Below are 26,845 nucleotides of genomic sequence, written 5' to 3'. Positions count from 1 at the left end.
CCAGTGTCCTTAGAGTCATCTCTGTTGTGGTGTATTAACCTTTTATTTCTTTTTTGCTCTGGATCACTTTTCGATGAACTATCGAGTAATGGCGTAATCCAGCGGGTCCATGAGATACAATAACAGATAATAAAATAATAAAGATGACTAATTCAGAATGACACTGACTTATTTGAATAAAAAATCCTAGTAGGATGACTTTTAGTAAGGTTAACACTCCTTTGAGTTGTATTAGCCAGCGCCAATCTCTAATGATCTCCCAACTCATTAGTAATACACCGGATACGATTGCAATAAGCCAATAATTAAACCACAGAGATAACTCAAGATTAAAGATAATGCCACCACCACTGCCCACTACACCAATAATGTGCAGTGCTCTGAGTGCAGTTTTGCTTATCCGTTCAATCCAAAATCGGCGGTTTGATACTGGCAAATTCTTTTTCTGATTCATAGTGTCGTTGCTAGGTTAACATAGCAGTAACATTAGCAATTTTACCCCGTTAAAACAGTGATGGGTACAGCAGTTTTTTTTATTTTCAATGTGATTATTCAATTTAATAAATGAATGCCTTAAGTAGATGTTTTTTATCATGTGTTCTAGCTTACTAGGTATCTCTTAAGAGCGTCTCTACTCTAGATTATTTGAAGTAGAGTGAAATGAGAATATGTTGATGAACAAATGAAATCGACATTCGCTATGTTTAGTTTCCGGCTGTATCAAGGCGTCACGAATGTGGCTCCAGAGAACTTGGCTAAATCCGTGTTGATATGGGCAAGAAATGGATGAGGTTTATAACGCTAAAAGGATGTTTTTTGTGGGCGTTACAAGCAAACTATACTGCAGAGTGATTATTGTTGTCGTTGCTATTAACAAGGGAGAGTCTGGATCACAATTTCATCTTTATCCCGTGTGATATTGACGACAATAACTGTTAATTCACATACAATTAGCCTCTGTTTTGAGCGTGACTATTGCATTCAATAGTAGTAAACGATCGCGATAGCGCCATTAACGCATTTGGAGCCTTATGAGAATTGGATTTTTTAGCGCAAAGCCTTACGACATTCGCCATTTCAATAGTATTAACGAAACCTTTAAGGTTGATATTGAATTCTTTGATTACCGACTTTGCATGCAAAACGTAAAATTAGCAGAAGGCTATGAAGTCGTGTGCGCGTTCGTCAACGACTCTTTATGTGAAGAAGTGTTAGTTGAGTTGGAAAAAGGCGGTACAAAAATAATCGCCATGCGTTGTGCTGGCTTTAATAATGTCGATCTGATTGCTGCCGAGCGATTAGGGATGAGAGTCGTTAACGTACCAGCATATTCACCTGAGTCAGTCGCCGAGCATTCAGTGGCCTTAATGTTGACCTTAAATCGTAAAATTCATAAAGCTTATCAACGCACTCGTGATGCCAATTTTGCGTTGTCGGGTTTAGTCGGATTTAACATGTTTGGCAAAACCGTTGGGGTGATTGGTACAGGTAAAATTGGTTTGGCGACCATTAAAATTTTATTAGGTTTTGGCTGTAAAGTGATCGCCCACGATCCTTATCCAAACCAAGCGGTAATTGATCTTGGCGTCGAATATGTCTCATTAGAAAGCCTGTATCCTCAATGCGATATCATTAGTTTGCATTGTCCGTTGACCAAAGATAACCATCATTTACTCAACAAGGTCAGTTTTAGCCAAATGAAGCAAGGTGTGATGGTGATTAACACCAGCCGCGGCGGACTATTAGACGCTTTTGATGCGATGGAAGCGTTAAAAGATGGCCAAATTGGCTCGTTAGGGCTTGATGTATATGAAAATGAAAAAGGATTATTTTTCGAAGATAAATCAAATGAGATTATTCAAGATGATATCTTCCGTCGTTTGTCTGCTTGTCATAATGTGATTTTTACCGGTCACCAAGCCTTTTTAACTGAAGAGGCATTAAATGCGATAGCCTCAACAACATTAACGAATGTGACTCAGTTGACCACAGGGCAAACCTGTAATAATGAGCTATTTTAATTCGTACGGGTTAACCGGAATATTTACGAGTACATAGACTATAATCACACTCTGCCCAGCTTGATAAATCTTAGGCGCAGTGCAAAATAAATGGAACATTATGATTACAACAACTGAAATTCACGACATTAAAACGGCTACGGGCTTAATGCGTACCACGCTTTATCGTCCAGACACTAAAGGCCAATTTGCGACCATTATTTTCTACTCAGAAATATTTCAGCAAACCGCGCCTATTGCTCGCTCAGCGGCAATCTTAGCCGGTCATGGTTTTGTTGTATTAGTACCAGAAGTGTTTCATGAGCTAAATCCTATCGGAACCGTGTTGGCTTATGATGAAGCCGGTAAAGATAAAGGTAATGCAGACAAGTGGGCCAAGCCTTTGGAACATCATGACAGTGACACTTGTGCGTTAGTTGACTTTGCACGGGCACAGTCATTTTGCAGTGATAAAGTCGGCGCTATGGGTGTTTGTATCGGTGGTCACTTAGCTTACCGCACCGCACTTAATCCAGACATCAGCGGTGCTTTTTGTTTATACCCAACCGACATTCATTCAAACACATTACCTTGCCAAGAAGGCAATGATTCATTAACCCGTACTGGTGATATAAAAGGCGAGTTAGTGATGGTGTTTGGTAAGCAAGATCCGCATGTCACTAAAGAAGGTCGTAAGCTTATTTATCAAAAGCTTGAACAGGTAAATGCAAACTTTACTTGGCTTGAAGTCAATGCACAACACGCTTTTATGCGTGATGAAGGCGAGCGTTACGATGCCGCTTTAGCATTGCAAATGTATTTACAAGCGGTGGCATTTTTTCATCGAGTATTAAACTAGTCTTATTGCATGTCTGCGTTGAGCTTAAGTACACATATACCCAAGCCACTCCAACATGCTCGCTTCAGAGCTCCCGTAGGATAACGGAACAAGGTAGTGATTGAACAGAATGGTGACGCTCTGTTTAATATCACTATTTCTAGGTTCTAGGTTCTAGGTCGCTTCGCGGCTAGATCCTATAAAATCTTAGCAGCGAAGCGGTCCCATCCCTGAGCGCAGCGTTCGCTTGTTATCTCTTGCTATCGAGTCTGAAACAGCCCGTAGGCGCGCTATTCCTAGACCCTTGAACTCTGTCACTTCTGGGCATGCACAATCTTGTATTTCGAGGTCGTTTGGGTATAAACCATCAAGTGGCTGCCTGGGGATTACTTTAACCACCGCGCTCGGTTTGCATTAATCTTCGCTTTAGTTTTGTTGCTTGTTGAAAGCGCGCTTGATGTTCGAGGTTCGGGTAATTTAATCACCGCTTTTTGTAGCATTAAGCTATTAGGGTAAGTCATTACATCGCCGATATCTCGTTTGATCAATACGTGAAACAAACTGATTTCAACAATAATGCCACTCATATCTTCTTCTTTATCAACAATTTTTATTCGATCGCCAATACGATACGGAAATGCAAAAAAGATTAATACACCAGCAGTGATGTTGCTCAATATCGACCATTGAGCAAATAGCGCCACGCCTAATACCGCAAAGGCTGAAGACACAAATAGCGACACCTCTTGATAGCCTAACCCTAATGACACCGCCATGACGGATATCGTCACAAAAAACAACAAATAAGAAATCAAACGGGTAATTAAACGGCTACGTACTTCACTGACTTGTTTCTTTTCAGCTTGCAAATGGATCCATTTATTAACCTGACGTTGGGCAAAAAAGAACACCGCCAAATAAATAAAGATCATCAATAAATGGTTAAACATGTCAATTCCCTATCTCGTAATGATAATAAAACATTGTGTTACATACGCTATTTGACGCGAACTTCGGCCAGCATTCTGGGGTATAATAGAGTTTTAAAGTAGAAAAATCTTGCTGTCGTATATTAAGCAAGACTCCTCACTGAGTGAAGTATGTCCGATTATAAAGTATTGCACGTCGACGGTGATAGATTTGGTGATTTTTGTGTACTCGACGATGGCGATTATCGGGTTTTATCATTTGGTGATAATGATGAACAAAGTAAAATGGATAAGAGCCAACCACATGTACCGCAACATACCTATGTTCAAGCCATGTTGGCTGTGTTGTTATTTTCGCAACCGAAAAGTGTCATTATTTTAGGCTTAGGAGGCGGGGCATTAGTGCATTCTCTGAGGCATTTTGATGCGGCAATTAAGATTACCGCCGTTGAATTGCGCCAACAAGTTATTGAAGTCGCTAAGCGCTTTTTTCAATTACCCTTGAGTAAAAAGCTCACTGTATTACATCAAGATGCGTATGAGTTTTTAGCCCAAGCAGAGCACAAAAAAGTGGATGTCATTTTTGCCGATATCTACAGTGACAAAGGCGTAGATAAACAACAACTGTCTACTCAATTTATTGAACAAACAAAACAGCTGCTCAAAACCGATGGTTTTTTAGTGTTAAATTGCTGGAAAGAACACAGCCGTGATTTACAGTTACGTGACACACTTCATGCACATTTTAACCAAGTCTTTGCATGTTTAACTGGCGGCGGAAATTGGGTGGTGTTTGCCACTAATAAAGCGAATTGTTTTTCTGCTGCTAATAATAAGCAGGAGCTCCAAACGCTTTCACAAAAACTTGAAATTAATGTCAGTCGCGTACTGACAAGATTTGGTCCTTGGGAATAATTCCCGCCTGTAAGTATCATTAAGCGAATACCGACCTATGTCGGTATTTGTTTTTTACGCTCTAGGATTTATCTAACCAGATAGTTCAATATGAAAAACCGATTAAGGTGATAGTTTTTATCCGTTATACTTAATTGATGTCGATCGCTATTATGACTACATCAGATGACGAGCACAGTTTGTTTGCCATCACCGAAACCATATTGGTATCGGGTTTAATGTAAATCTAAATGGAGCATGACATGACACAATCTATCATCAATAGCACTATCAAACCTTTCAAAGCAACTGCATTCCACAATGGTGCTTTCGTTGAAGTTACCGAGCAAGATTTATTAGGCAAGTGGGCAGTAGTATTTTTCTACCCAGCTGACTTTACTTTTGTATGTCCAACTGAATTGGGCGACATGGCTGACCATTATGAAAAGTTACAAGCAATGGGCGTTGAAGTTTACTCAGTATCAACTGACACTCACTTTACCCACAAAGCTTGGCATTCAAGTTCAGACACAATCGGCAAAATTACTTACCCAATGATTGGTGACCCAACTGGTGTTATCACTCGCAACTTTGGTGTAATGATTGAAGAAGATGGTTTAGCACTTCGTGGTAGTTTCGTTATCAACCCTGAAGGCCAAGTTAAAGTCGCTGAAATTCATGACCTAGGTATTGGCCGTAGCGCTTCTGAACTAGTTCGTAAAATTCAAGCTGCACAATATGTTGCAACTCACGATGGCGAAGTATGTCCAGCTAAATGGCAGCCAGGTGAAGAAACATTGGCTCCTTCAATTGACCTAGTGGGTAAAATCTAACCACTAAGTTTACCCTTAGGTTAGTAATATCATCTCCAGCTAGTCGGTGTTCCCCCCGGCACTGACTAGCACTTTTAAAATTATCGATTATTACCCATTTTTTAGGAGTTGTTATGTTAGATGCGAATGTAAAAAATCAACTGAAAACCTATCTGCAAAACCTCAAGCGCCCAGTTGAACTTGTCGTATCTGCAGATGACTCAAACAAAGGCAAAGAATTAACCAGCCTAGCCCAAGACATTATTGACTCATCAGACTTAGTTTCAGTCACGTATCAACAAGGTCAGCGTACACCAAGTATGAGTGTGATTAACCCACAAGCTGCAACCAACATTACCTTTGCTGGATTGCCAATGGGTCATGAATTTACCTCACTGGTGTTAGCGCTATTACACAGCGGCGGACATCCGATTAAGTTGGATGCGGATATCATTGAACAAATCCGCCAATTGCCTGGTGAATTCCATTTTGAAACCTATATTTCGTTAAGTTGCCAAACCTGTCCTGAAGTGATCCAAGCACTGAATATGATGGCGGCAATTAACCCAAATATTACTAACGTGATGATTGACGGTGCGCTTTTCCAACAGGAAGTGAGCGATCGCAATATCATGTCAGTGCCATCAGTATTTTTAAACGGCGAAGCCTTCTCTGTAGGTGCTATTAGCGTTGTTGAAGTACTGAATAAGTTAGATAAAAATGCTGCAGGCAGACAAGCTGAGCAGTTAAACCAAAAATCAGTTTTTGATATGTTAGTGATTGGTGGCGGCCCAGCAGGTGCTGCAGCGGCAATTTATTCTGCTCGTAAAGGGTTAAACACCGGTATCGTAGCGGAGAAATTTGGCGGCCAAGTTGCCGAAACCGTAGGTATTGAGAACTTTATTTCAGTGTCTAAAACCGAAGGCCCTAAACTAGTTGCTAACCTTGAAGCCCACGTTAAGGATTATGACGTCGACATTATGCAAAACCAACGAGCGTTGAGTTTAGCTAAAAATGGCCTGCTTGATGTGACCTTAGAAAGTGGCGCAACCCTAAGCAGTAAAACGATAATTTTGGCAACTGGTGCACGTTGGAGAGAAATGAACGTTCCTGGTGAACAAGAGTACCGTAATAAAGGCGTAGCGTATTGCCCACACTGTGACGGCCCATTATTTAAAGGTAAGCGTGTTGCGGTTATTGGTGGCGGTAACTCTGGTATTGAGGCGGCTATCGATTTAGCCAATATCGTTGAACACGTCACCGTACTTGAGTTTGACAGTAAGTTACGTGCCGATGAAGTGCTACAGCGCAAAGCTAAATCAATGGGTAACATCACCATTATTACCCAAGCGATGACCACTAAAGTAAAAGGTGATGGTACCCGTGTAACCAGTTTGATCTACACCGATCGTGCAACAGGTGAAAGCAATACCGTTGTCTTAGCCGGTATCTTTGTCCAAATTGGTTTAGTTCCTAATACTGAATGGCTAAAAGGTGTGGTTGATATGACCCCTCGCGGCGAAATTATAGTCGATGAGCGTGGCCAAACATCTATCCCTGGTGTATTCGCCGCAGGTGATGTAACCAATACCCCGTTTAAGCAAATCATTATTGCTATGGGCAGCGGCGCAACTGCATCACTGGGTGCATTTGATTATCTCATCAGACATTCAGAAGAAGAGGATGTAAAAGCTGCATAGCAGATTGTAAGATTTGTTATATGTGGTTTTATATCAACTACCGAATAAAAATAGCCTGCATTTTGCAGGCTATTTTTTTGTATTTTCATTTACAACCTTACATTGTATGGATTGGTTGTTTATCAATAACGGATAAAGAAATTGATATATTAGAAAATTTTCAAGTATATTGAACTTAGGTCGATAGCCTTTACGTACACCTTTACGTAAATATAAAAATAGATAGTCATTTACACATGAGCTTTATCTCGTTAGATAGTATTTTTATAACAATAAAATACTATCAGCTGTAGTGAATTGACTAAGGGTTGATGTTAAACGGTATCCGTCGCAACACAATAATAGCCTCAAGGATTGAGACTCGGTATCACGGTTCTCAATAGCAATATCTCTGTAGTTGTATTGATAAGCTCTACATTTGTTTTATCTTCATTTGATTATCGCTTGGGGGCGGAATATGAATTGGTTTAGTAACATGTCAATCTTCAAAAAGGTTGGATTGATTTTTGTTTTATCGGTTATTATTTTTGCCGTTAACCTTGGTATTAGCACAGTTGCGATTAATAAAAATCGCGACACCTTGTCTTTCATGGAAACCAAGGTGGCAAACCGGGTTGAACTTGCAAACCAAAACGTCATTTATGTACAACGCTTAGATGAGTTATATACCCAAGCGGTATCGTTTGCAGATGAAGATTTGCTCGAAAACGCCAATAAAACGTTTGTTTCACTTAACGATAATTTAACCGACTTATCAACTACCGATCAGCAAGAGACTGCCGCTTTATCGCAATTATCTAACAGCCTCAATGAATACAATACCATGACACTGTCATTGGCAAGAGGCATGCTTGATGGCACGATCGATATGGCAGATGTGGGACAAATCAGTCAGAAAAAAGCTAAAATTTTCGATAAACTGACCAACGGAATTACTGTTTATAAAGCCGACAAAGTGGATGAGTTTAGCTCTACCATTAAAGAGGCTGGCGACCGTTCAGAGCAAAGTTTATATCTTTCATTTAGCATCGGTATCGCATTATTGGTGTTTATGGCGCTTGCTACTATTTCGATTGCTCGTTCCATCAGTGGTTCTGCTGGTGATGTGGCAAGTTCATTGGGTGAGTTAGCAGATGGTAAAGGTAACTTGCGTCATCAATTGACGGTTGCAGGTACTGATGAACTAGGACAAGTATCAAGCAATTTTAACCGTTTTTTACGTTTATTGGCGGACTCTATACAACAAGTCGTCAGTGTTACCAGTCCATTATTAGACAGTGCGTCATCGTTAAAAGAACGTATGGCTGTTGCGACTAAGGCAACCAAGCAACAAAGCCACGATGCTAAAGCCGTGCATATGTCGATGGAAGAAATGCGCCACTCGGTGAATGACATTTCACACAGTGCCCAGCAAGCGGCAGAAGCGGCGCAAGTTGCTGAGCGAGAAGCGACCGAGGGCTTAGCTGTAGTACAACGTACAGTGAGAATTTCACAAGAACTCAACTCCGGTATTGAGCTGGCATCGAACTCAATTCATGAGTTAGCTAAAGACACTGAAAGTGTCGGCTCAATTTTGAACGTGATTACCTCTATTGCAGATCAAACAAACTTATTGGCGTTAAATGCTGCCATTGAAGCCGCTAGAGCGGGTGAGCATGGACGTGGTTTTGCTGTTGTTGCTGATGAAGTTCGCGCACTGGCGTCTAAAACGGCAGACGCGACTAAAGAAATCCGTGGCGTATTAGAAAAGCTTAAAATCGCAGCTGAATCATCGGTGAGCACCATGGATGTGGCGATTACTAAGTCATCAGAAAACGAGCGTTATGCTAAAGACACCGGTGAAGTCTTAAGCTCAATTCAATCTAAAATTGTCAGTATTAATAGTATGAATACTCATATTGCTTCAGCGACTGAACAACAATCTTTGGTTGCTGCACATGTGGCGAATAATGTGATTGAAATGAATGCATCGTTTGAACAAACACTGGGGATTCTTGCCGAAGTGCAGGGTATTTCAGAAGGGTTAGACGGTTTTGCTAATGAGCTTAACCACGCTACCTCACAGTTTAAATTGTAATATTGCTGACAATTCAGATCCAAATGTGAGTGGTACACGATAAAAAAACGCACAGAGAAATCTGTGCGTTTTTTATTTTATCCAGCACCAAAAAGCCTTCTGCTCCGCAGTGTTTATCCTCTCTGCCTGACGACATATGTTGCACATAAACAGTTTCTGGCTGTTTGCTGCATTGTTAGCCGCCATTTTTGAATTATTTAGCGTATTATAAAGCCAATTTTTGTGGGGGAAAATTGCCTCCAGCCTGCGTTTGTTTTACTTTATTTAAATTGAATAAATAGACGTTATTTTTTCATCCGTATTTTGCTTCTTTGTCACTGCAATGTGAGCTGTTTGGAAAAGGATTATCATGCCAAGCTTGATTAGAATCGTGTTAATTAATACCCACCTACCCGGTGTGGTCGAACTGTTATTAAATGGTCACACTAATATTTGTGGTACCAATGCCTCTGGTAAAACAACCTTACAACGGTTAGTGCCGGTATTTTATGGCGAGTACCCTAGCCGTGTGGTGCCGTCAACGCGTGACAGTTTCGAACGTTGGTATTTACCCCATGACTCAAGCTACATTATCTATGAATATCAAAAAGATGATGGTTTACTTTATCAAGCGGTTTTAGCATCAGCGGGTGACGGTAAAGGGGTAAATTACCGCTTTATTGGCCGTGCTTTTGAGTTAGAGCATTATATTAAGTCGCGTAATGGCGACACCATCATTTGTCATTCAATGGCAGAGTTGGGCCGTGAAGTAAAACGTGATGGCGTAGCCCATACAAACTTGTTAAACACTCGCGAGTTTCGAGCGATAATCCAGAACGATCGTAGCTTATTAAATACCGGCAGTAACCGCAATGAGCTGCGGACTTACGCGCGTCAGTTCTCTTTGTGTGACGGCGAACATAGCTTGCGTCATATCGAAAAACTCGCTAAAGCCGTGCACTCGAAAGAGGGCAAAATGGAAACGGTTAAATCAATGATCGCAGCCATTTTAGAAGAAGATGGGGTAAACCCACCGACGTCTAGACTGAATCCACAACGAGTAGAAACGTGGATCCGTGAAAGTCAGCTGGTGCAAGGTTTTGAACAAATCCGCCCCGAATACGAAAAGCTCGAACAAGAATTTAATCAGCTATTAAGCGCAGAGTTACGCTTAGCCAGTTTATCGCGCGGTTATCGCGCTGACGAAACCTTAGAAGCTGATCGCCAAGATCGTAACCAAACTCATGGTAAAGAACTAAACCTCAAGTTGCGTTTATTAGATGATGAGTGGAAAGATGTTCGTGATGAGTTAAACCAGGAATTATCTGCCGCTAAAGGTGACGCTGGCAAATTTGAAGATGAACTCAATGCCATTGAAGACCAGCATGCTGCTTTTTTAGATGCCGACATTGAACAAGCCAAAGCTGATTTAGATAATTTGCCTAATTGGCGCAGTGATGTTGAAAACCTTAACGAGCGTCATAAATTACAAACCGAAAAACACCAAGATATTGAAGCCGCCTTTAATGCCCGCCGTAGCAAAATTGCTGAGCAATTACATCGCGAACTTGAAACGCTACATCTTGAGCAAGACACCCAACGTGAAGCGCGTGATAAGCAACGTGAGCTTGCCAATGACGACATTGCTAAACTAGAGCTGCAATGGCGTGAACAAACTGATGCTGGTAAAGCTAAATTTAGCGAACAAGAATATCAACTTAAATTAACCGCTGCCGAGCTTAAGCATCAAGTTGATGGTGTGACTTACACCGAAGATGAAAAAATGCGTTTAGCGATTTTCGATGAACGCATAAGCCTAGCTGATGAAGAGCAAGAAACCTGTAATCAAAAGGTCGATCGTTTAACCACAGAAGAGCGTAAACAACGGGCCAAGCGCGACCAAGCTAACGAAGCGCTGCGTATATCCAGTATTCGCGTTAGTGATAGAGAAAATGCCAAAGAAGAACTGCACCATATGTTGTTCCCACAGTCGCATACCTTGTTGGAGTTTTTGCGTAAAGAAGCCCACGGTTGGGAGCACACCTTTGGTAAAGTTATCGCGCCAGAGTTGTTGCATCGCAGCGATCTACACCCAAGCCTAACCAAAGACAGCAGTGAAGCATTATTTGGGGTTAACCTCGATCTTAAAGCCATTGATGTTCCAGAGTATGCTGCCACAGAGCAAGATTTACGTATTCGTTTAGCTAAAGCAGAAGAAGCACTAAAAAGTGCTCAAGAAATGCATGCCGAAGCGGAAGATCAACTGGTTGCTATGAATACGGCGCTCGATAGCATCACCCGCGAACTGACCTTTGCCCGTACAGCGTACAAAAATAGCCGTGAAGATTTACGCCGTCTGTTTGACGAGAAGCGTAACGAACAACAAAAAATCAATCAAGCTGTGGCAGATCGTAAAGCCGATTCGAGCAAGCGATTAGTACAACTTGATAATGAACTTAAGCTGCTTAGCAATCAGCACCTTGGTTGGTTAAGCGAGCAAAAAGAGCAGGCGCTTGAAGCGCGCATGGAAAAAAATGCCTATTGGCAAGAAGTGGTCGGCGCCATTGATAATCAATTAGGCCAGATTAAAGCCAATATTGAACAACGCCGTGCAAATGCAAAAATCGAGCAAAAAGCAGGTGAAACCTGGTACAAAAATGAGCTTAAGTCGCGTGGTGTTGATGAAGGCACCATCTTGGCGCTTAAAAAACAGATCCGCGATCTTGAAGCCTGCATCAGTAATGCTGAACAACGCCGCAGTGAAGTGCTGCGTTTTGATGATTGGTATCAACATACCTGGCTTGTTCGAAAGCCTAAAGTGCAAACGCAATTAACTGATGTTAAGCGCGCTACGCTGGAATTGGAGCAACTGCTAAAAGCGAAAACGGCAGAAATAAAACACCGAAGAGACAGCTTAGAAACCGAACGTAAAGCCTGTGATGCAGCCCAAGTAGAGGCGTCTGAAAACCTCACTAAGCTGCGCGCCGTGATGCGCAAGTTAGCTGAGCTCAAATTGCCAGCTAATAACGATGAAGCGATGGGCAGCATTGGCGAGCGTTTGCGCCAAGGCGAAGATTTATTGCTAAAGCGTGACTACTTAATGGGTTCTGTTAAGCAATATGTTGAACACTTTGACTCGGTCATTGCCAGCAAATCTGGTTCAAATTTGGCCGAATTTTGGGAGCGGGCCCGTGATGAGTCGAGCTTTGTTAACGACAAAGGTATTCGCCTTCTCGACTATCGCAAGTTAGTCCCACAGCTTGAGCAGTTATTGAATGTGATGGTGCCGCAATCGTTAATGGCGATTCGCGAACAAGGGCGTATTTTTGGTATCGACTTAACCGCATTCTATGATGTATTAACCGATATTGACCGCCGTATTGCCAGCCAAAGCGCGCGTATTACCCGTGAAGTGGGTGAAGAGCTATTCCTCGAAGGAGTATCAGAGTCGGCAGTGCGAATTCGTTCACGTATTAGCGAACTTGAGTTTTGGCCTGAACTTGAAGTGTTTGTTAAAGCCTTTAAAGCGTGGAAAGCAGATGGTTTCAGCCAACTACCGGACGAGCATTACACTAACTCAATGCGCCGAGCATTAGACATTATTGGCCGCGCAGCATTAACCGGCGGTATTGCGAAACTGTTAGAAATAGAACTGCGTTTAAAAGAAGGTAACAGCGACTTAATTATTCGTACCGACCGTCAGTTAAACGAGTCTTCAAGTCATGGTATGGCGTACCTTATTTTATGTAAGTTCTTATTGGCCTTCACCCGTTTATTGCGCGGCAAAGCCAATGTCACGATCCATTGGCCAATTGATGAGTTAGGTACGCTACATCACACTAACGTGAAGAAAATCTTCGATGCCTGTGAGAACAACAATATCAGTGTATTAGGGGCTTTCCCAAATCCTGAATCTGAAGTGCTAAGTCTATTTGCTAACCGTTACATCATTAATAAGCAAACTAAAAAGCTGCAGGTCGTTAAACCTAAAGCCAATCCGTTAGCGGCCCGTTTATCGCAACGTAACACTAAAACCGAAATGCCTACGGCGGAAATGACTCGCGCTGAAACTGCTAAGGAGCACATCTAATGTCTGAATCGACTGAAACTATCTTAGTAGGTACTGGCGCATTAATAGAGCAATTGTTGCGTGGTGAGTTTATTTGCCGAGTGACCAATGAAGACGGTTGGCGGGCATTAAAAAACAACAGCACTCGCGACAGAGTTGAAACCTACCTAAACCAAATTAATCGCACCATTGCCAGTGCTGGTGAGGGTGAAGTCTTTTTTTGTGGTTATTTGCAGCTCGGCGAAGTTGAGCGCAAAGTTATTTCATCGCAATTTAAAGATATTTGTTCAGGCCTTATTCCATTAGTGGAGTGGCTGGTATTAGTGCAAGAAGCCAGTGGCCAAGATGCACCGCTGAGCGAAGGCGCGCCGATCCGCTTAACCGATTTACAAGCGCGTATTGAAGACACGCCAGCTTTTAGAGAGCAACTCACTAAGTTGAGCCATTACCGATTATTCGGTTCAAGCAGTACTAACGTTGACGGCCAAATTAAGTTGGTGTTTAAGCGCTTAGTGGAACTGGGTTATTTAACCAAACCCAATAGCGAAAAACAGATTTATATCGCCACGGGTAAGTTAGATTATCTATACGAAGTGATCCGCTTTATTGATGAGACCGAAGGCTTAAGTCTTGAGGCTCAGGCAGAAACCGCGACCCAAAGGGACTTGATATGAGCAGTAACTTACACCAAGCCGGGGTAAAGCTGCTCAAACAACTTGGGCGTCATGCCGATGTTGTCATGGATGCATATTTGGCAGGATCGGTTAACGACACAGCTCATGATGCTGGCGTTATCGAAAAGCTGAAAAAAAGTGGCATTTTATGGCGACCAGAACCGGATCAAGAACTGCGCTTAAAGCGTTCGGTGCGGGCATTATTGGAAGAAGCATTAAGCGACGAACGTAATCGACAGATTGATGCCAACGTCGGCTCCGCGCTAGCGACAATAAAAACCTTAGCCGATCATTATAAAGAGGCGCGCCGTGATGTGGATTTTAGTGCTGCAGAAGCCTATTTAGCCGATTTAAATGAACATGTGTATAGCTTTACCGACAGTTTACGTTATTCAATTCGGGTGCTATGGAGCCGAATTAACAACGAATTTGGTTATGTTGGGACTATAAGTGCCAAAATTCGCGAAAACGAGTTAGCCCAAAGCCAGGTGTCAGAGCTACTAAACGGCTTAGAGATGTTTCAATTTAGCGAGTTAGGTGAAATTGCTGGCGATATCCGTGAATTGCGCCGTTTATTGATGACCAGTTTGCAAGAAACCTTAAGTCAATGTACCCAAGAGTTGAGTATTGTCCAAGCGAGATTATATGAGTTACTTGGGCGATTTAGGCAAATACAAGGGCGCACCCGATTACTAAAAGGTTGGTTACTGCACACCAGCATGCATCCTGATTATCAACCTGAAAACCATGTAGTGCATAAAGCAGTACCGGTATTATTTAATTGTGCTGAGGCGCTTATAGCCCCTGCAAGTGTTGATGTGTCTAACCCTCATCACGAACTAGAACTGATGGGGTTAGTGGCACAAGTTAAAGCCATTAGTCGCGACTCATTACCAGCGGCATTGCGTGAGCATAATGTGACCTTTGAAATGGGTGACAGTGAGGATTTTGATATCCCTGAAAACCCACTTAAAATAGCCGTGGATGAATATTTTTGTGAAGTGATTGATTCCGGTTTACGTCAATCGGCATTAAGCTATTTGCAAGAGAAGCAATTAACATGGGATGCTGAAAGTTGGCTTTATCAAGTCATTGGCGGTTATGAAGGCCTAGCCGATGAGCATAAAAATTATTTTGAGCTTGAACCGATAGGAAAACCCGATCCGGTTTATAGCGGTAACTTTATCATTAACGATGTTGAGTTATGGCTAGCCTAAGCAAAAGACAGTTACAGCTAATGGAACACGCGGCAAAGCAGCGCTTGCCGCGGGTGAAGTTCACTGCCGATTGGAAAAAATTGTATCAATTGTGGCAAATAGGTGAGACCGATGGTACTGACAAATACCTGTATTTGACCGCCAACGATTATGTTTTACTGCGTAACATGGCCCAAATTGATTCGGGTTTAGATATTCTGGCCCTTGATTTTGATGTGCCCCGCCAGCAGATGTCACAACTCAGTGCTAATGAGAAATACGCTAATATCAGCCCTGAAGCTGACTATGTATTAATTAAGCTGGCACCTAACTTATCTCAAGACCAAGTGACTGATTTAGCGTCAGGTTCAGTTGCCGATTTATTATCTGTACATAATTGTTCACTGCGGTTAAAGGTCGATAGTGCAATCGCGCTTTGCCAACGACTCAATCTAACGAACCTCATCGTGGTCGAAAATCTCGACAGTTTTGATCACTTTTTTGCCAACTTATTTACCCCAGAGTTACAGGCTGTCATCAATAACTGCATGGTGTTGTATCGAGGTAGCCATGACTATTCGCCAGCAGGCCGAAAACGTTTTTTACACTTACTTGAATCACTCAATATCAATGTCATTGGCTTTACTGACCTTGATCCAGCAGGGTTAATGATTGCCAATACCCTTGAGTCTTGCTGCAGCATAATAGTGCCGCAACTTGCATTAGAGTCGCCTGATAAGTTATTAGCGTTAGCCCAGATAAATTCGACGGATGATTTTCATAAACAACACAAGCAATGGGCTTATCTTAATAATTTGTATCGAAATGCACATTCTGGCGATAAATCAGATTCTCAATTTTCCGTCCAATCAGTCATATATAATCCGCAGTGGTTAGCGTTAGTGCAATGGCTCGGACAACATTGCGTGAGCATTAAACAGCAGCACATGTTAGCCAAATCGATGTCACTGACGTTACTTAATATCCACTGTTCAGAATAAAACCACTGTGCAGAATAAAAAAACACTACACTGATTGAGCCAGCTAACCCCATTTATTAAACCGAGTTGAGCTCACTCAACCGCCAAGTAAAACCTTCAAATTGATTGTTACTCTCGCTGTCTGCTTGATTTTTATGGCTATACGCACAGATTTTAGCCGTTTCCGTCCTAAATCTATTACTGGTTATACCATCGTTAGTGATTAACTAAGTCTATAATCTATTGTTATTTTTAGCTTTTATATTGCATGCTTGTTAAGCGACGATTAAGTCATCACTTTTGTTCATAAGGTGATTGAAATATATTGCGCTATGTCTCAGTATTTCAGCGCTCGAAAAGAATAAGCACCAGGATTGGTATAACAATAATTAGCAACAGAAGTTGCCATTTCGAAGGGAAATTTATAGATGACAAAATCACTTTCAGCACGGATCTTTATCGGTCTATTTTTTGGGGTTCTGCTTGGTAGCATGGTACAGTTTTTACTGGCCGATAATGCTTTTTTTGGTGGCACGTTAGTTAGCCTAGCAAGTGGTATTGGCACCATGTTCGTCAATATGATTATGATGCTAGTAGTTCCACTGGTGTTTGTGAGTATTGTGTGTGGTGTGTGTGAGTTACAAGATTTAAAAAGCTTTGGTCGTTTAGGGGGTAAAACCTTTGGGTTTTATATCATTAATACCATGGTCGCGATTTTAGCTGCTTTTACCGTCGCAATGATATTTGAGCCCGGTAAAGGCGTGGATATGTCGAGCAACGGTTCACTGGATATTACCGCCACAGAACTGCCTGATTTAATGTCGTTAATTGTGAGTATAGTACCAAACAATCCGTTTTCAGCTTTTACCTCTGGCAATATGTTGCAAGTGATTTTTATGGCGCTATTAATGGGTGGTGTCATTAAATCAATGGGGCAATCGGTTGAGGGAGCAGTTAAAGGATTTCAAACCGCCAATAAAATAATGATGCGCTTAATTTCAGTGGTAATGAGTTTAGCGCCATACGGTGTATTCGCCTTAATGTTTAAATTAGGCGCAACCTTAGAACCTGAAATTTTTGTCAGTGTTGTTGAATATTTAGTGCTTATTTTGGCTCTGTTATTGATTTGGATTTTTATCGTATATCCATATTCGGTCAGCCTGTTCACTCCTATTTCAGCGAAGACTTTCAGAGAAAAAACTCAAGAACAAATTCTCTTTTCATTGTCTACTGCTAGCTCAAACGCCACTATTCCGGTAACCATGCGTACCCTTACTGACAAGCTAGGTGTGAGCAAAGCGGTGGCTGGTTTTGGTGTGCCACTGGGTGCAACCATGAACATGGGCGGGGTGTCGATTTATATTACTATTGCGATTTTCTTCGTTGCGAACGCCTTTGGTATGCCAATCAGTAATGATCAAATTCCATCGTTATTGTTTAGCGTATTTTTACTTTCGGTGGGTGCTGGTGGTGTTCCTGGTGGTGGAATGGTGATGATTGGGGTATTGATTTACCAATTAGGCTTACCAGCAGAAGCATTTGTGATTGTTGCTGCATTAGACCGTATTATTGATATGGTGTTAACCTCATGTAATGTGGTCGGTGATACTGCGGTATTAACCATTGTTGATCAAACTGAACAAGCGCATCAGCTTGAGGCTGCAAAAACTACCGCTGAGGAAGTGTAAGATCCGTTTAGCAGTATGAATAAAATGGCCTGCATAGCAGGCCATTTTTATGTCTAAGGTGTTTTTTTAAGGCCTCATGTCTAAGGCCTCATGTCTAAGGCCTCATGTCTAAGGCCTCATGTCTAAGGCCTCATGTCTAAGGCCTTCTGTCTAAGATCTTATGTCTAAGGCCTTATGTTTAAGGTCATATGCTTAAGGCTTTAAATTGACGAACCTGTTGTGTCGAATATAGTAGATGCTATCTATGCTGCATTTTATTTTCTATCTTAGTCATCAGCTTGAATGTCGTTTTTTCTAAATCATCTAAACCGCGATGAGCGACCTGTTCATAAGAGCGATTAATATAGCGATAAGCTTGTGGGTAGTTAAACTCAATCACCTCAAGTTCAGCCAATTCATTCAGCGCCTGTGTTTGCCCGATGGGATAGTTCATCATTTGATGATATTCAATGGCTTTTTTAAACTGCTCTCTGGCTTCATCATTGCGACTTATGCGCTGGTTTATCATGCCGGCAAGCTGTGAAATATAACCTAATGTTAGCCAGTCTTTCACTTTAGCAGCATTGGTTTTGGCAATGGTAAGTACACCTAATGCTTGTTCTATCCTGTCGGTTTCGGTATAGCTTTGCGCTAATAACAATCTTAGTCTGGCTAGCTCTCGCTCATCTTGCTGATGTGTAGCTAGATCGATTGCTGCTATCAATGTGGTATTAAGCTGTTGATATTGATGTTGCTGCAATTGGATGCTGGCTAGCAGACGTATGGCAACTAAGTTATCGGGTGTGGATTTTATGAGCTTGGATAAGTGCTGCTCAGCAGCTTTAATGTCGCTAAGTTGTAGTTGTGTCATTGCATTGAACAACAGGGGGGAACTAAGACGTGAATGGTATTGAGTTTCTGTCTTGTTATCTTGTTGATTCTGTTGTAAATTATTTTGTAAACTGTGTTGTGGATTGAGCCGCTGAGTAATCATCTTTGCTGCAGCTGATAATACTTGCTCGATGCTTGAAGCGTTAACGACTCCTGCTTCTGTATGATGCTGCTGATGTAATGTAAACGCTAATTGATATTGATTATTGGCGCCGGTAATGTTGGATTCAATCACCAGTCCCGCACCGGAGATGGCCATTAATTGCTTAATATCGGCAGCTTGGCTCAAGTGGTCATTAGCGATAAGCGAGATGATATTTATAATATCTTCGGTTTGCAGTAATGGGTAACTAATACCGACATTTAGCTGATGGATAAGCACATCCATTGCGGCATAGCGATTCCATTGCGAGTCTGTGTTGTCTGTCGCGAGTTGCACCGGAAGTACTAAAATAGTGCCAATTTCTATTGCAGGGGCTTTAGTGGACATCAGATAAGCATAAGCACTCATGCTAATAAGCAGTAAGAGTAAAATAGCCGCAATATATTTTTTTTTATTCGATGGTTTGGCGGGCGGCATCGTTATATTCCTTAATTAATATCCTGAAAATAACTTAGTGGGTATTTAAGTTATTGTAAAGAAATGATTCTTTACTGGTGCCTAATGATTCAAATTTGTATTTTGGTTAACTGTGTTTATTCGCGTCAGTGAGATCATCAATGAGCTCAACTGCAGCGCATAAATGAAAAAACCGCCAAAAGGCGGTTTTTTTACAGCATAATCAATTAATCAATTGATGGCTCTTCGCTGTAATCAATACCGTGATAGCTCAAGCAAGTATCAACTTCGTTTGCGCTACCTAAAATTACCGCAACGCGCTGATGGATTTCGGTTGGCTGAATGTCCAAAATAGTTTCATAACCTGTTGATGCTTTACCGCCAGCTTGCTCAACTAGTAATGCCATTGGGTTGGCTTCATACATTAAGCGTAACTTAAACGGTTTGGCTGGGTTTTTATTGTCTGTCGGGTAAGAGAAAATCCCACCACGACACAATACCCGATGCACATCACCTACCATTGCAGCAATCCAACGCATATTAAATGATTGCGCTCGAGGTCCTATTTCTCCGAGTAATAAATCGGCAATATAGGTTTGCATTGGTGCTTCCCAAAAACGCTGGTTTGACATATTAATGGCAAACTCGGCGGTGTCCGGGGTTATTTGCACGTTATTGTCGGTCAGAAGAAACTCTTGGCTGTCTGGAGCAAGAGTATAAAACTGAGTGCCTTGACCAGTGGTTAGCGCCATCATGGTTGATGGGCCATACAACACATAACCCGCAGCAACTTGTTTGCGGCCAGCTTGTAAAAAGCTTTGTTCGTTTAACTCTCCGGTAGGTGCTGGTAATACCGAAAAAATAGTGCCCACTAATGAGTTTATATCGATATTTGATGAGCCATCGAGTGGATCAAAACACACTAGGTATTCACCTTTAGCGTTCACCTCAACCACATAATCTTCTTCTTCAGACGCTAAACCACGTACATTGCCATCGGTTTTAAGGGCATCTTTAAGCATGTCATTGGTGATCACATCCAGTTTTTTCTGGGTTTCGCCTTGAATGTTTTCTTGCTCTGTTGCACCCAAAACACCCGCTAATGCACCGTGACGAACCGCACCACTAATGGCTTTTGAGGTGTCAGCTAAGGTTAATAGTAGTTGTGTTAAAGAGGCGTTTACGGCTTGTGCGCTAAGGGTTTGTGCCAAAGTCTGCATGATTTTTCCTATGAGATTTTGCGAGGTTAAGGTCGATGTTGTTAATTCTTATCAGTTATGTGCAAATCATACCCCACAATGGCGCTAATTTCAGCGATTGTTATCTGGGGTTTTGGTTTTACTGTAAATTGAGGCAAAATGTGGGCGGATTGAATTGCCCCAAGGATTAATAATGACAATAACATGGAAGCATCATGCTTTAGCGGCAGTGTCTGCCGTGCCACTCCTTTTTACTAGCCCGTTTTTTTCAGCAACCGCTAAAGGCAGCATCATGAACTCATCAACCACCGCAACACTGACTGCGATCAACGGTAGCACTACACCACTGACCATCGAACGTATTCATGCGTCACCAGCCTTAGCGGGTTCTAGCCCCCGCGGGTTGGCCTTATCGCCTAACGGAAAACGTGTAACTTATTTATCAAGCCGTGCTGATAATCAACATTTGTATGATTTATGGCAAATGGATATCGCGACTGGTAAGCGCAGTGTACTGATTAATGCTGATCAATTAGAGGCAGGAGAACTGTCTGATGAAGAAAAAGCTCGACGAGAGCGTCAACGTATTTACGGCCAAGGGATCATGGAGTATTTCTGGTCTGAAGACAGCCAACATATTTTAATCCCTGCAGCGGGTAAGTTGTATTTATATGACGTTGCCAGTAATAAAGTGGCTGAGCTTGCAACCGGTGACGGTTTTGCAACCGATGCGCGTTTGTCTCCGAAAGGTCACTTTGTATCGTTTGTACGCGATCAAAACTTATTTGTATTGTCATTGGATAACCAAAAAGTAACAGCACTCACCACAGACGGTAAAGGGCCGATTAAAAATGCTATGGCAGAGTTTGTCGCCCAAGAAGAAATGGACCGTATGACAGGTTATTGGTGGGCGCCCGATGAGTCTGCAATTGCCTTTACTCGTATTGATGAAACGGGTGTGGAGTTAGTGACTCGTAATGAAATTTACGCCGAGGGGATTAAATTAACCGAGCAGCGTTACCCTTATGCAGGCAAAGCCAATGTTGAGATCGCACTGGGTGTCGTGACCTTAAAAGATCGCATTATTAGCTGGATTGATTTAGGCAAACAAAAAGACATGTATTTACCTCGCGTAGATTGGCTACCCGACAGCCAGCATGTGTCGTTCCAATGGCAAAGCCGCGATCAACAAACGTTGGATTTACGCATTGCTGCAATCTCTCAGCCGACACAAGTTAAAACGGTGATTGAAGAGCGCAGCAAAGCATGGGTAAATTTAAACAATGATTTACACTTCCTAAAGCAACAAGCGGCCTTTATTTGGGGCTCTGAGCGTGATGGATTTAATCATCTGTATTTATTTGACTTACAGGGCAAACAACTTAAGCAATTAACCCAAGGTGATTGGGCTGTTGATGCGCTTGAGTATGTCGATGAAGCAACGGGTTGGGTATATTTTAGCGGTCGTAAAGACAGTGTTGTTGAACGTCATTTGTATCGGGTTAATCTCAATAAGGGCATGGATTCCATTGAGCGAATTAGCCAAGCATCGGGTATGCATGAAGCTGTATTTGCGGATAAAAAGCCCGTTTATTTAGATTACTTTAGTAGTTTACAGCAGCCGCCGCAGATAAGTTTACACAATGATTCTGGCAAGCAGTTAGCTTGGGTTGAGCAAAATGACATTGATAAAAATCATCCGCTTTATGATTATGCTGGTTTATGGCAAATGCCTGATTTTGGTCAATTAACAGCTGAAGATGGTCAAGCATTACAATACAGACTGTTTAAACCGGTGCCTTTTGATGCCGCTAAACAGTATCCGGTTGTGGTGCGCGTATATGGTGGACCGCATGCTCAGTTAGTGGTCAATAGCTGGAGCGAGGCAGATTATTTTACTCAATATTTACTGCAGCAAGGCTATGCGGTATTTCAATTAGATAATCGTGGCTCAGCGCACCGAGGCACGCAATTTGAACATGTCATTTATCAAAACATGGGTGATGCTGAAGTAAACGATCAAAAAGTTGGCGTTGATTACTTACGTAGCTTGCCGTTTATTGATGGTGACAATGTTGCTATTTATGGTCACAGTTATGGTGGTTATATGGCGTTGATGAGTCAGTTTAAGGCGCCGGGTTATTTTAAAGCGGCAATATCGGGTGCGCCAGTAACGGATTGGCGTTTGTACGACACTCATTATACTGAGCGTTATATGGGGAACCCGCAAACCAATAAAAAAGGTTACGACGCCAGCAGTATTTTACCTTATGTCAAAAATTATCAATCGGGATTATTGATGTATCACGGTATGGCTGATGATAACGTTCTGTTTGAAAACAGCACTAGAGTATATAAAGCGTTGCAAGATGAGGGTAAGTTATTCCAAATGATGGATTACCCAGGGTCTAAGCATTCAATGCGTGGCGAGAAAGTGCGTAATCATTTATATAAATCATTAGCGGCATTTTTAGATCAACAGCTGAAGTAATCACTATTGTGTTAAAGGATTAACGAAAAAGCAGATATAAAAAAACCAGGTGATTCACCTGGTTTTTTATTGCGGTTAACCTTAAAAGATTACGCTTCTAAGTCACCACAAAAACGATAGCCTTCACCGTGAATTGTCGCGATGATTTCTGGCGTATCAGGCAAGCTTTCAAAGTGCTTACGGATGCGACGTATTGTCACATCAACGGTGCGGTCATGAGGCTTTAATTCACGGCCAGTCATTTTTAACAACAAGTCAGCACGAGTTAAAATCTTACCTGGGTTTTCAACAAAGTGAAGCATCGCACGGAACTCGCTGCGTGGTAGCTTATAAGCTTCACCTTGTGGGTTAACCAAAGAACGGCTATTGATTTCTAAGCTCCAACCGTTAAAACGGTAATACTCAACAGAACCTTTTTCTTCAGTTTCTGCGGCAGCATTATTAACGCGAGTTAATAGGTTACGAGCACGGATCGTTAATTCGCGAGGGTTGAATGGTTTAGTGATGTAATCATCTGCACCAATTTCAAGACCTAGAATCTTATCAACTTCGTTATCACGGCCAGTCAAGAAAATAAGACCGATGTTATTAATTTCACGTAGCTCACGAGCTAATAATAAGCCGTTTTTGCCTGGTAAATTAATATCCATAACAACAAGATTAATCTTATTGTCTTGCATGGCTTTATGCATTTCTGCGCCGTCGTTAGCTTCAGTGACAACATAACCTTCAGCTTCAAAAATACTGCGTAATGTATTACGAGTTACAGCTTCATCTTCAACAATTAAAATGTGCGGATTTTGCATGATATTTACCTGATTTTATAAAATTCGATTCTAGCCACTGTTTGCGAACTGTGTGCTAATAGATTGCAATAGCGCTTTAGCTAATGCGCTAAGATTCCGATATTTTTTGGTGTTTATCTATGTCTACCCTGAATTAAACACTCTCTATAAACTCTATTATGTAACACTTAATACTGGTTACTGAGTCTGCTTACGTCGATTAATTACCACTACGCCAAGGCACGCGTTTGCACTTATTCATGATGGTGTAAAATTTGTTGCACTTAAGCTTACTTACTATGAATGCCATTTAGAAAGATAGTTCCTTCTATTGCAAACTTATTTAATCGTATTAATGTTTTATCAAATGTAGAACAAATTTAGTACGACTGTAAACTTTACATCAAAAAATCATCACACTCACAACAACATTTGCTGAGTTTTTGAGGTGTATGTAGCTAACTTTGCTACAGTGATTTAATAGTGCGTAATGGTTATTGTACTCGTTTTAGGCATTTGTTAACAAATTAAATGTTAAAAAATTAATATAACACTCGAGTATATGAAAGATTAACCTTGCTAAGATGATAATAATTAATGGTTTTCTAATATAGTACTGCTGATTTAGATCGTAAACCTTTTAGAAATCAAACCTATCTGCTAGACTAATTCTGGCTTAATTGACGAAAATTTATTATGGAAAATGTTATAGATACATTGTGGAATGAGTATCAAAGTACTCATTTTTTGTTTACTCAACGCCTTTCTCATGATTTCCCATTTGCTATTGTTACTGCCCATAACCCCCGTGGTTCAAGACTCTCTCCTAGTCAAAATCGCTTACTCGATCGTCAGCTTCAATTTAAAATTCAACAATATAATCGTCCCTATCGTGCGTTAATCGGTGCAGCACCTGATTTGTCACATATGGAAAAGAGCTGGGCTATTTTTATTGATAAAGAACAAGCTGTTGAGCTTGGTCGAGAATTTAATCAACATGCAATTTACTACGTTAATCAAGGTTTGCTATCTTTGATTGCATGCCTTGATAGCATCAAACCTGAAGTTGATATGGGAATTTTTAATCACCGATTAAGGATGGTGAGTGAGTTGCCAGAGATAGGTTCGTATAACTGGGTAAATAATGACGTAATTAAAACTGCACAGCTGCGATAAAATAATTAACACATTATCTTGAGACAATACTTACTAGATTGTCTCGGTAATTTGCGGTTAATTATGTTTTTTGGATATTTATGGGCATTTTTTCGTAATAGAGAACAATCATTGCTCTGAAGTCGCAGCCGCATAATATTTCACTGCAGCGATATTTTTTATCAAAACAGTGTATTTTTACTGTGTTTGCTGATTGACTTGATAGGGTATTTTTTGCTATTTTCAACTCCCTCCTTCGGGAGGAACAGAAGAGGAGCGTTAACTAGGTAGTAAGTGAGAGGATGCCAATCCGATGACCACTTATGATGGAGATTAGCGCCGAGGTATCAGTTTGTTTGGCAAACATTGATATCGGTCGATTAGGCTGAATCCTAACGATTGTCACCTATTTTTTTGGTGGAGAGCTTCTGGTGATGATTGCTGTTTCCCTTCTATAAGGGTGCGTTATCTTAGCACCAGGCTCTTCGAACGTAGTGTGTTCGGAGCGTATATCATGTTAGTAAATCACATCTTATTTTTGAGTCTTTCGCAAACAGCGGAGGCATCAGTATGAGCTTTGTTCAGTCTGAAATAGATACCCCAGAATTAGTCGTTGCCAAATTTGGCGGCACGTCAGTTGCTGATTACGCCTCTATGAGCCGTTGTGCAGATATTGTGTTGGCTAACCAAGCTACTCGCCTTGTGGTAGTAAGCGCCTCCAGCGGAGTGACCAATTTATTAGTTGAGTTAACTCAAGCTAATGTGAATGACGAGCGTCGCTTGGTATTGCTTAAGCAAATTGCTCAAATTCAATATGCGATATTAGATGAACTCGGTCGTCCGCAAGACGTGGCAGCCAGTATTGATAAAATACTCAGCCGGATGTCAGTACTCAGCGAATCGTTAGAGCTGAATCGCAGCAAAGCGGTTATGGACGAGTTACTGTCGACGGGAGAGCAATGTTCATCGATTTTATTTTCTGCGGTTATTCGGGAAAAGGGCACTGCTTCAAATCATTTTGATGTGCGTCAAGTATTACGTACCGACAGTCACTTTGGTCGCGCAGAGCCACAAATTGAAGCTATTTCAATGTTAGCAGGTGACTTTTTACAGCCATTACTTGCGCGTTACGTTATCGTTACCCAAGGCTTTATTGGTGCGGATGAAGAGGGACGAACAACAACATTAGGCCGTGGTGGTAGTGACTATTCGGCGGCATTACTTGCCGAAGCGCTTCGTGCTACAGCGGTTGAGATTTGGACCGATGTGGCCGGTATTTATACCACTGACCCACGCCTTGCCCCCAATGCCCGCCCGATTGCTGAAATTAGCTTTAATGAAGCGGCTGAGATGGCGACCTTTGGCGCTAAAGTATTGCATCCCGCCACCATCTTACCGGCAGTAAGACAAAAAATTCAGGTGTTTGTAGGTTCAAGTAAAGCGCCTGAAATGGGCGGAACTTGGATCCGTCATCAAGTTGAAGATACCCCAGTGTTTAGAGCGGTGGCGTTACGCCGTGATCAAACTTTACTTAACTTGCATAGCTTGCAAATGTTACATGCTCAGGGCTTTTTGGCTGAAACGTTCGCGACCTTAGCGCGACACAAAATATCCGTCGATTTAATCACTACCTCGGAAGTTAACGTATCGTTAACCCTAGATAAAACGGGTTCAGATTCAAGTGGCCAGGGCTTACTCAGTGAGTCGTTATTACAAGAGTTATCGCAACATTGTCGTGTAAGAGTCGAGGAAGATTTAGCGTTAATCGCCATCATCGGTAATCGCATAGCATCAACGGCTGGCATTTGTAGTAGGGTGTTTAAAGTGCTTGAAAACCATAATGTTCGGATGATTTGCCAAGGCGCCAGCCCACATAATTTATGTGTGTTGGTTGCAGAGTCGGAAGCGGCGCAAGTGGTTAATGCCTTGCACCAAAACTTGTTTGAGTAA

At 41.7% G+C, this 26,845-nt stretch carries 19 protein-coding genes and 1 riboswitch; of the genes, 14 read left to right on the top strand and 5 right to left on the bottom strand.

What is annotated here, in order from left to right:
• Positions 1–34: 34 nt before the first annotated feature.
• On the bottom strand, positions 35–454 hold the full coding sequence (locus AAEY98_RS09390) for a hypothetical protein (RefSeq protein WP_101086219.1): 420 nt from the start codon (positions 452–454) through the stop codon (positions 35–37).
• A gap of 577 nt (positions 455–1,031) precedes the next feature.
• Between AAEY98_RS09390 and AAEY98_RS09385 the strand changes: the two genes are divergently transcribed.
• Positions 1,032–2,021: a 2-hydroxyacid dehydrogenase gene (locus tag AAEY98_RS09385; RefSeq protein WP_101086218.1), complete on the top strand. Its 990-nt coding sequence runs from the start codon at positions 1,032–1,034 to the stop codon at positions 2,019–2,021.
• Between the two features lie 100 nt (positions 2,022–2,121).
• The gene (locus AAEY98_RS09380) at positions 2,122–2,859 is read left to right on the top strand and encodes a dienelactone hydrolase family protein (protein ID WP_101086217.1); all 738 of its coding nucleotides are present in this window, start codon (positions 2,122–2,124) and stop codon (positions 2,857–2,859) included.
• A gap of 365 nt (positions 2,860–3,224) precedes the next feature.
• Here AAEY98_RS09380 and AAEY98_RS09375 read toward each other — a convergent pair whose 3' ends face one another.
• Positions 3,225–3,788 (bottom strand): mechanosensitive ion channel domain-containing protein, encoded by a 564-nt coding sequence (locus AAEY98_RS09375; RefSeq protein ID WP_101086216.1) that lies wholly within the window; start codon positions 3,786–3,788, stop codon positions 3,225–3,227.
• Between the two features lie 150 nt (positions 3,789–3,938).
• Between AAEY98_RS09375 and AAEY98_RS09370 the strand changes: the two genes are divergently transcribed.
• The 9 genes from AAEY98_RS09370 to AAEY98_RS09330 all read left to right on the top strand — a co-directional run bounded on the left by AAEY98_RS09370 (position 3,939) and on the right by AAEY98_RS09330 (position 17,836).
• Positions 3,939–4,682 carry a spermidine synthase gene (locus tag AAEY98_RS09370; protein WP_101086215.1) on the top strand — a complete coding sequence of 248 codons (744 nt, stop codon included), beginning with the start codon at positions 3,939–3,941 and terminating at the stop codon, positions 4,680–4,682.
• 242 nt (positions 4,683–4,924) lie between these two features.
• Positions 4,925–5,494: an alkyl hydroperoxide reductase subunit C gene (gene ahpC, locus AAEY98_RS09365; protein ID WP_101086214.1), complete on the top strand. Its 570-nt coding sequence runs from the start codon at positions 4,925–4,927 to the stop codon at positions 5,492–5,494.
• A gap of 113 nt (positions 5,495–5,607) precedes the next feature.
• Positions 5,608–7,173 (top strand): alkyl hydroperoxide reductase subunit F, encoded by a 1,566-nt coding sequence (gene ahpF / locus AAEY98_RS09360; RefSeq protein ID WP_351016500.1) that lies wholly within the window; start codon positions 5,608–5,610, stop codon positions 7,171–7,173.
• Positions 7,174–7,648: 475 nt separating this feature from the next.
• On the top strand, positions 7,649–9,250 hold the full coding sequence (locus AAEY98_RS09355) for a methyl-accepting chemotaxis protein (RefSeq protein WP_351016497.1): 1,602 nt from the start codon (positions 7,649–7,651) through the stop codon (positions 9,248–9,250).
• Positions 9,251–9,599: 349 nt separating this feature from the next.
• On the top strand, positions 9,600–13,319 hold the full coding sequence (locus AAEY98_RS09350) for an ATP-binding protein (RefSeq protein WP_351016494.1): 3,720 nt from the start codon (positions 9,600–9,602) through the stop codon (positions 13,317–13,319).
• Positions 13,319–13,972, top strand: coding sequence for a condensin complex protein MksE (locus AAEY98_RS09345; RefSeq protein WP_162022246.1), 654 nt, complete (start codon positions 13,319–13,321; stop codon positions 13,970–13,972). The genes AAEY98_RS09350 and AAEY98_RS09345 overlap by 1 nt, the downstream gene beginning before the upstream one ends.
• Positions 13,969–15,189 (top strand): phosphoenolpyruvate carboxylase, encoded by a 1,221-nt coding sequence (locus tag AAEY98_RS09340; RefSeq protein WP_182743532.1) that lies wholly within the window; start codon positions 13,969–13,971, stop codon positions 15,187–15,189. Before AAEY98_RS09345 ends, AAEY98_RS09340 begins: the two co-directional genes overlap by 4 nt.
• A complete protein-coding gene (locus tag AAEY98_RS09335; RefSeq protein ID WP_351016491.1) occupies positions 15,177–16,169 on the top strand; it encodes a DUF7281 domain-containing protein in 993 nt (330 codons plus the stop codon). Before AAEY98_RS09340 ends, AAEY98_RS09335 begins: the two co-directional genes overlap by 13 nt.
• 407 nt (positions 16,170–16,576) lie before the next feature.
• Positions 16,577–17,836, top strand: coding sequence for a dicarboxylate/amino acid:cation symporter (locus AAEY98_RS09330; RefSeq protein WP_101086208.1), 1,260 nt, complete (start codon positions 16,577–16,579; stop codon positions 17,834–17,836).
• Between the two features lie 238 nt (positions 17,837–18,074).
• Here the strand turns inward: AAEY98_RS09330 and AAEY98_RS09325 are convergent, their stop codons facing one another.
• Together AAEY98_RS09325 and AAEY98_RS09320 are read right to left on the bottom strand one after the other, a co-directional pair.
• Positions 18,075–19,286: a hypothetical protein gene (locus AAEY98_RS09325; RefSeq protein ID WP_351016488.1), complete on the bottom strand. Its 1,212-nt coding sequence runs from the start codon at positions 19,284–19,286 to the stop codon at positions 18,075–18,077.
• A 206-nt stretch (positions 19,287–19,492) separates the two neighbouring features.
• Positions 19,493–20,485, bottom strand: coding sequence for a class 1 fructose-bisphosphatase (locus tag AAEY98_RS09320; RefSeq protein WP_162022250.1), 993 nt, complete (start codon positions 20,483–20,485; stop codon positions 19,493–19,495).
• Positions 20,486–20,657: 172 nt separating this feature from the next.
• Between AAEY98_RS09320 and AAEY98_RS09315 the strand changes: the two genes are divergently transcribed.
• Positions 20,658–22,955, top strand: coding sequence for a S9 family peptidase (locus AAEY98_RS09315; protein ID WP_502959638.1), 2,298 nt, complete (start codon positions 20,658–20,660; stop codon positions 22,953–22,955).
• 89 nt (positions 22,956–23,044) lie between these two features.
• Here AAEY98_RS09315 and arcA read toward each other — a convergent pair whose 3' ends face one another.
• Positions 23,045–23,761 carry a two-component system response regulator ArcA gene (gene arcA, locus AAEY98_RS09310; RefSeq protein ID WP_011636021.1) on the bottom strand — a complete coding sequence of 239 codons (717 nt, stop codon included), beginning with the start codon at positions 23,759–23,761 and terminating at the stop codon, positions 23,045–23,047.
• Between the two features lie 675 nt (positions 23,762–24,436).
• Between arcA and AAEY98_RS09305 the strand changes: the two genes are divergently transcribed.
• Both AAEY98_RS09305 and lysC read left to right on the top strand, forming a co-directional pair.
• Positions 24,437–24,916: a DUF3293 domain-containing protein gene (locus AAEY98_RS09305; RefSeq protein ID WP_101086204.1), complete on the top strand. Its 480-nt coding sequence runs from the start codon at positions 24,437–24,439 to the stop codon at positions 24,914–24,916.
• Between the two features lie 240 nt (positions 24,917–25,156).
• Positions 25,157–25,331: riboswitch (Lysine riboswitch) on the top strand.
• 134 nt (positions 25,332–25,465) lie between these two features.
• A complete protein-coding gene (lysC, locus tag AAEY98_RS09300) occupies positions 25,466–26,845 on the top strand; it encodes a lysine-sensitive aspartokinase 3 (protein WP_182743536.1) in 1,380 nt (459 codons plus the stop codon).

Origin of the sequence: Shewanella sp. AC91-MNA-CIBAN-0169 (genome assembly GCF_040310165.1) — a bacterium.
In the GTDB taxonomy this organism is placed as follows: Bacteria; Pseudomonadota; Gammaproteobacteria; order Enterobacterales; family Shewanellaceae; genus Shewanella.
Note: the sequence above shows the minus strand (reverse complement) of the source record. Positions and strands in the feature narration are given on the sequence as shown.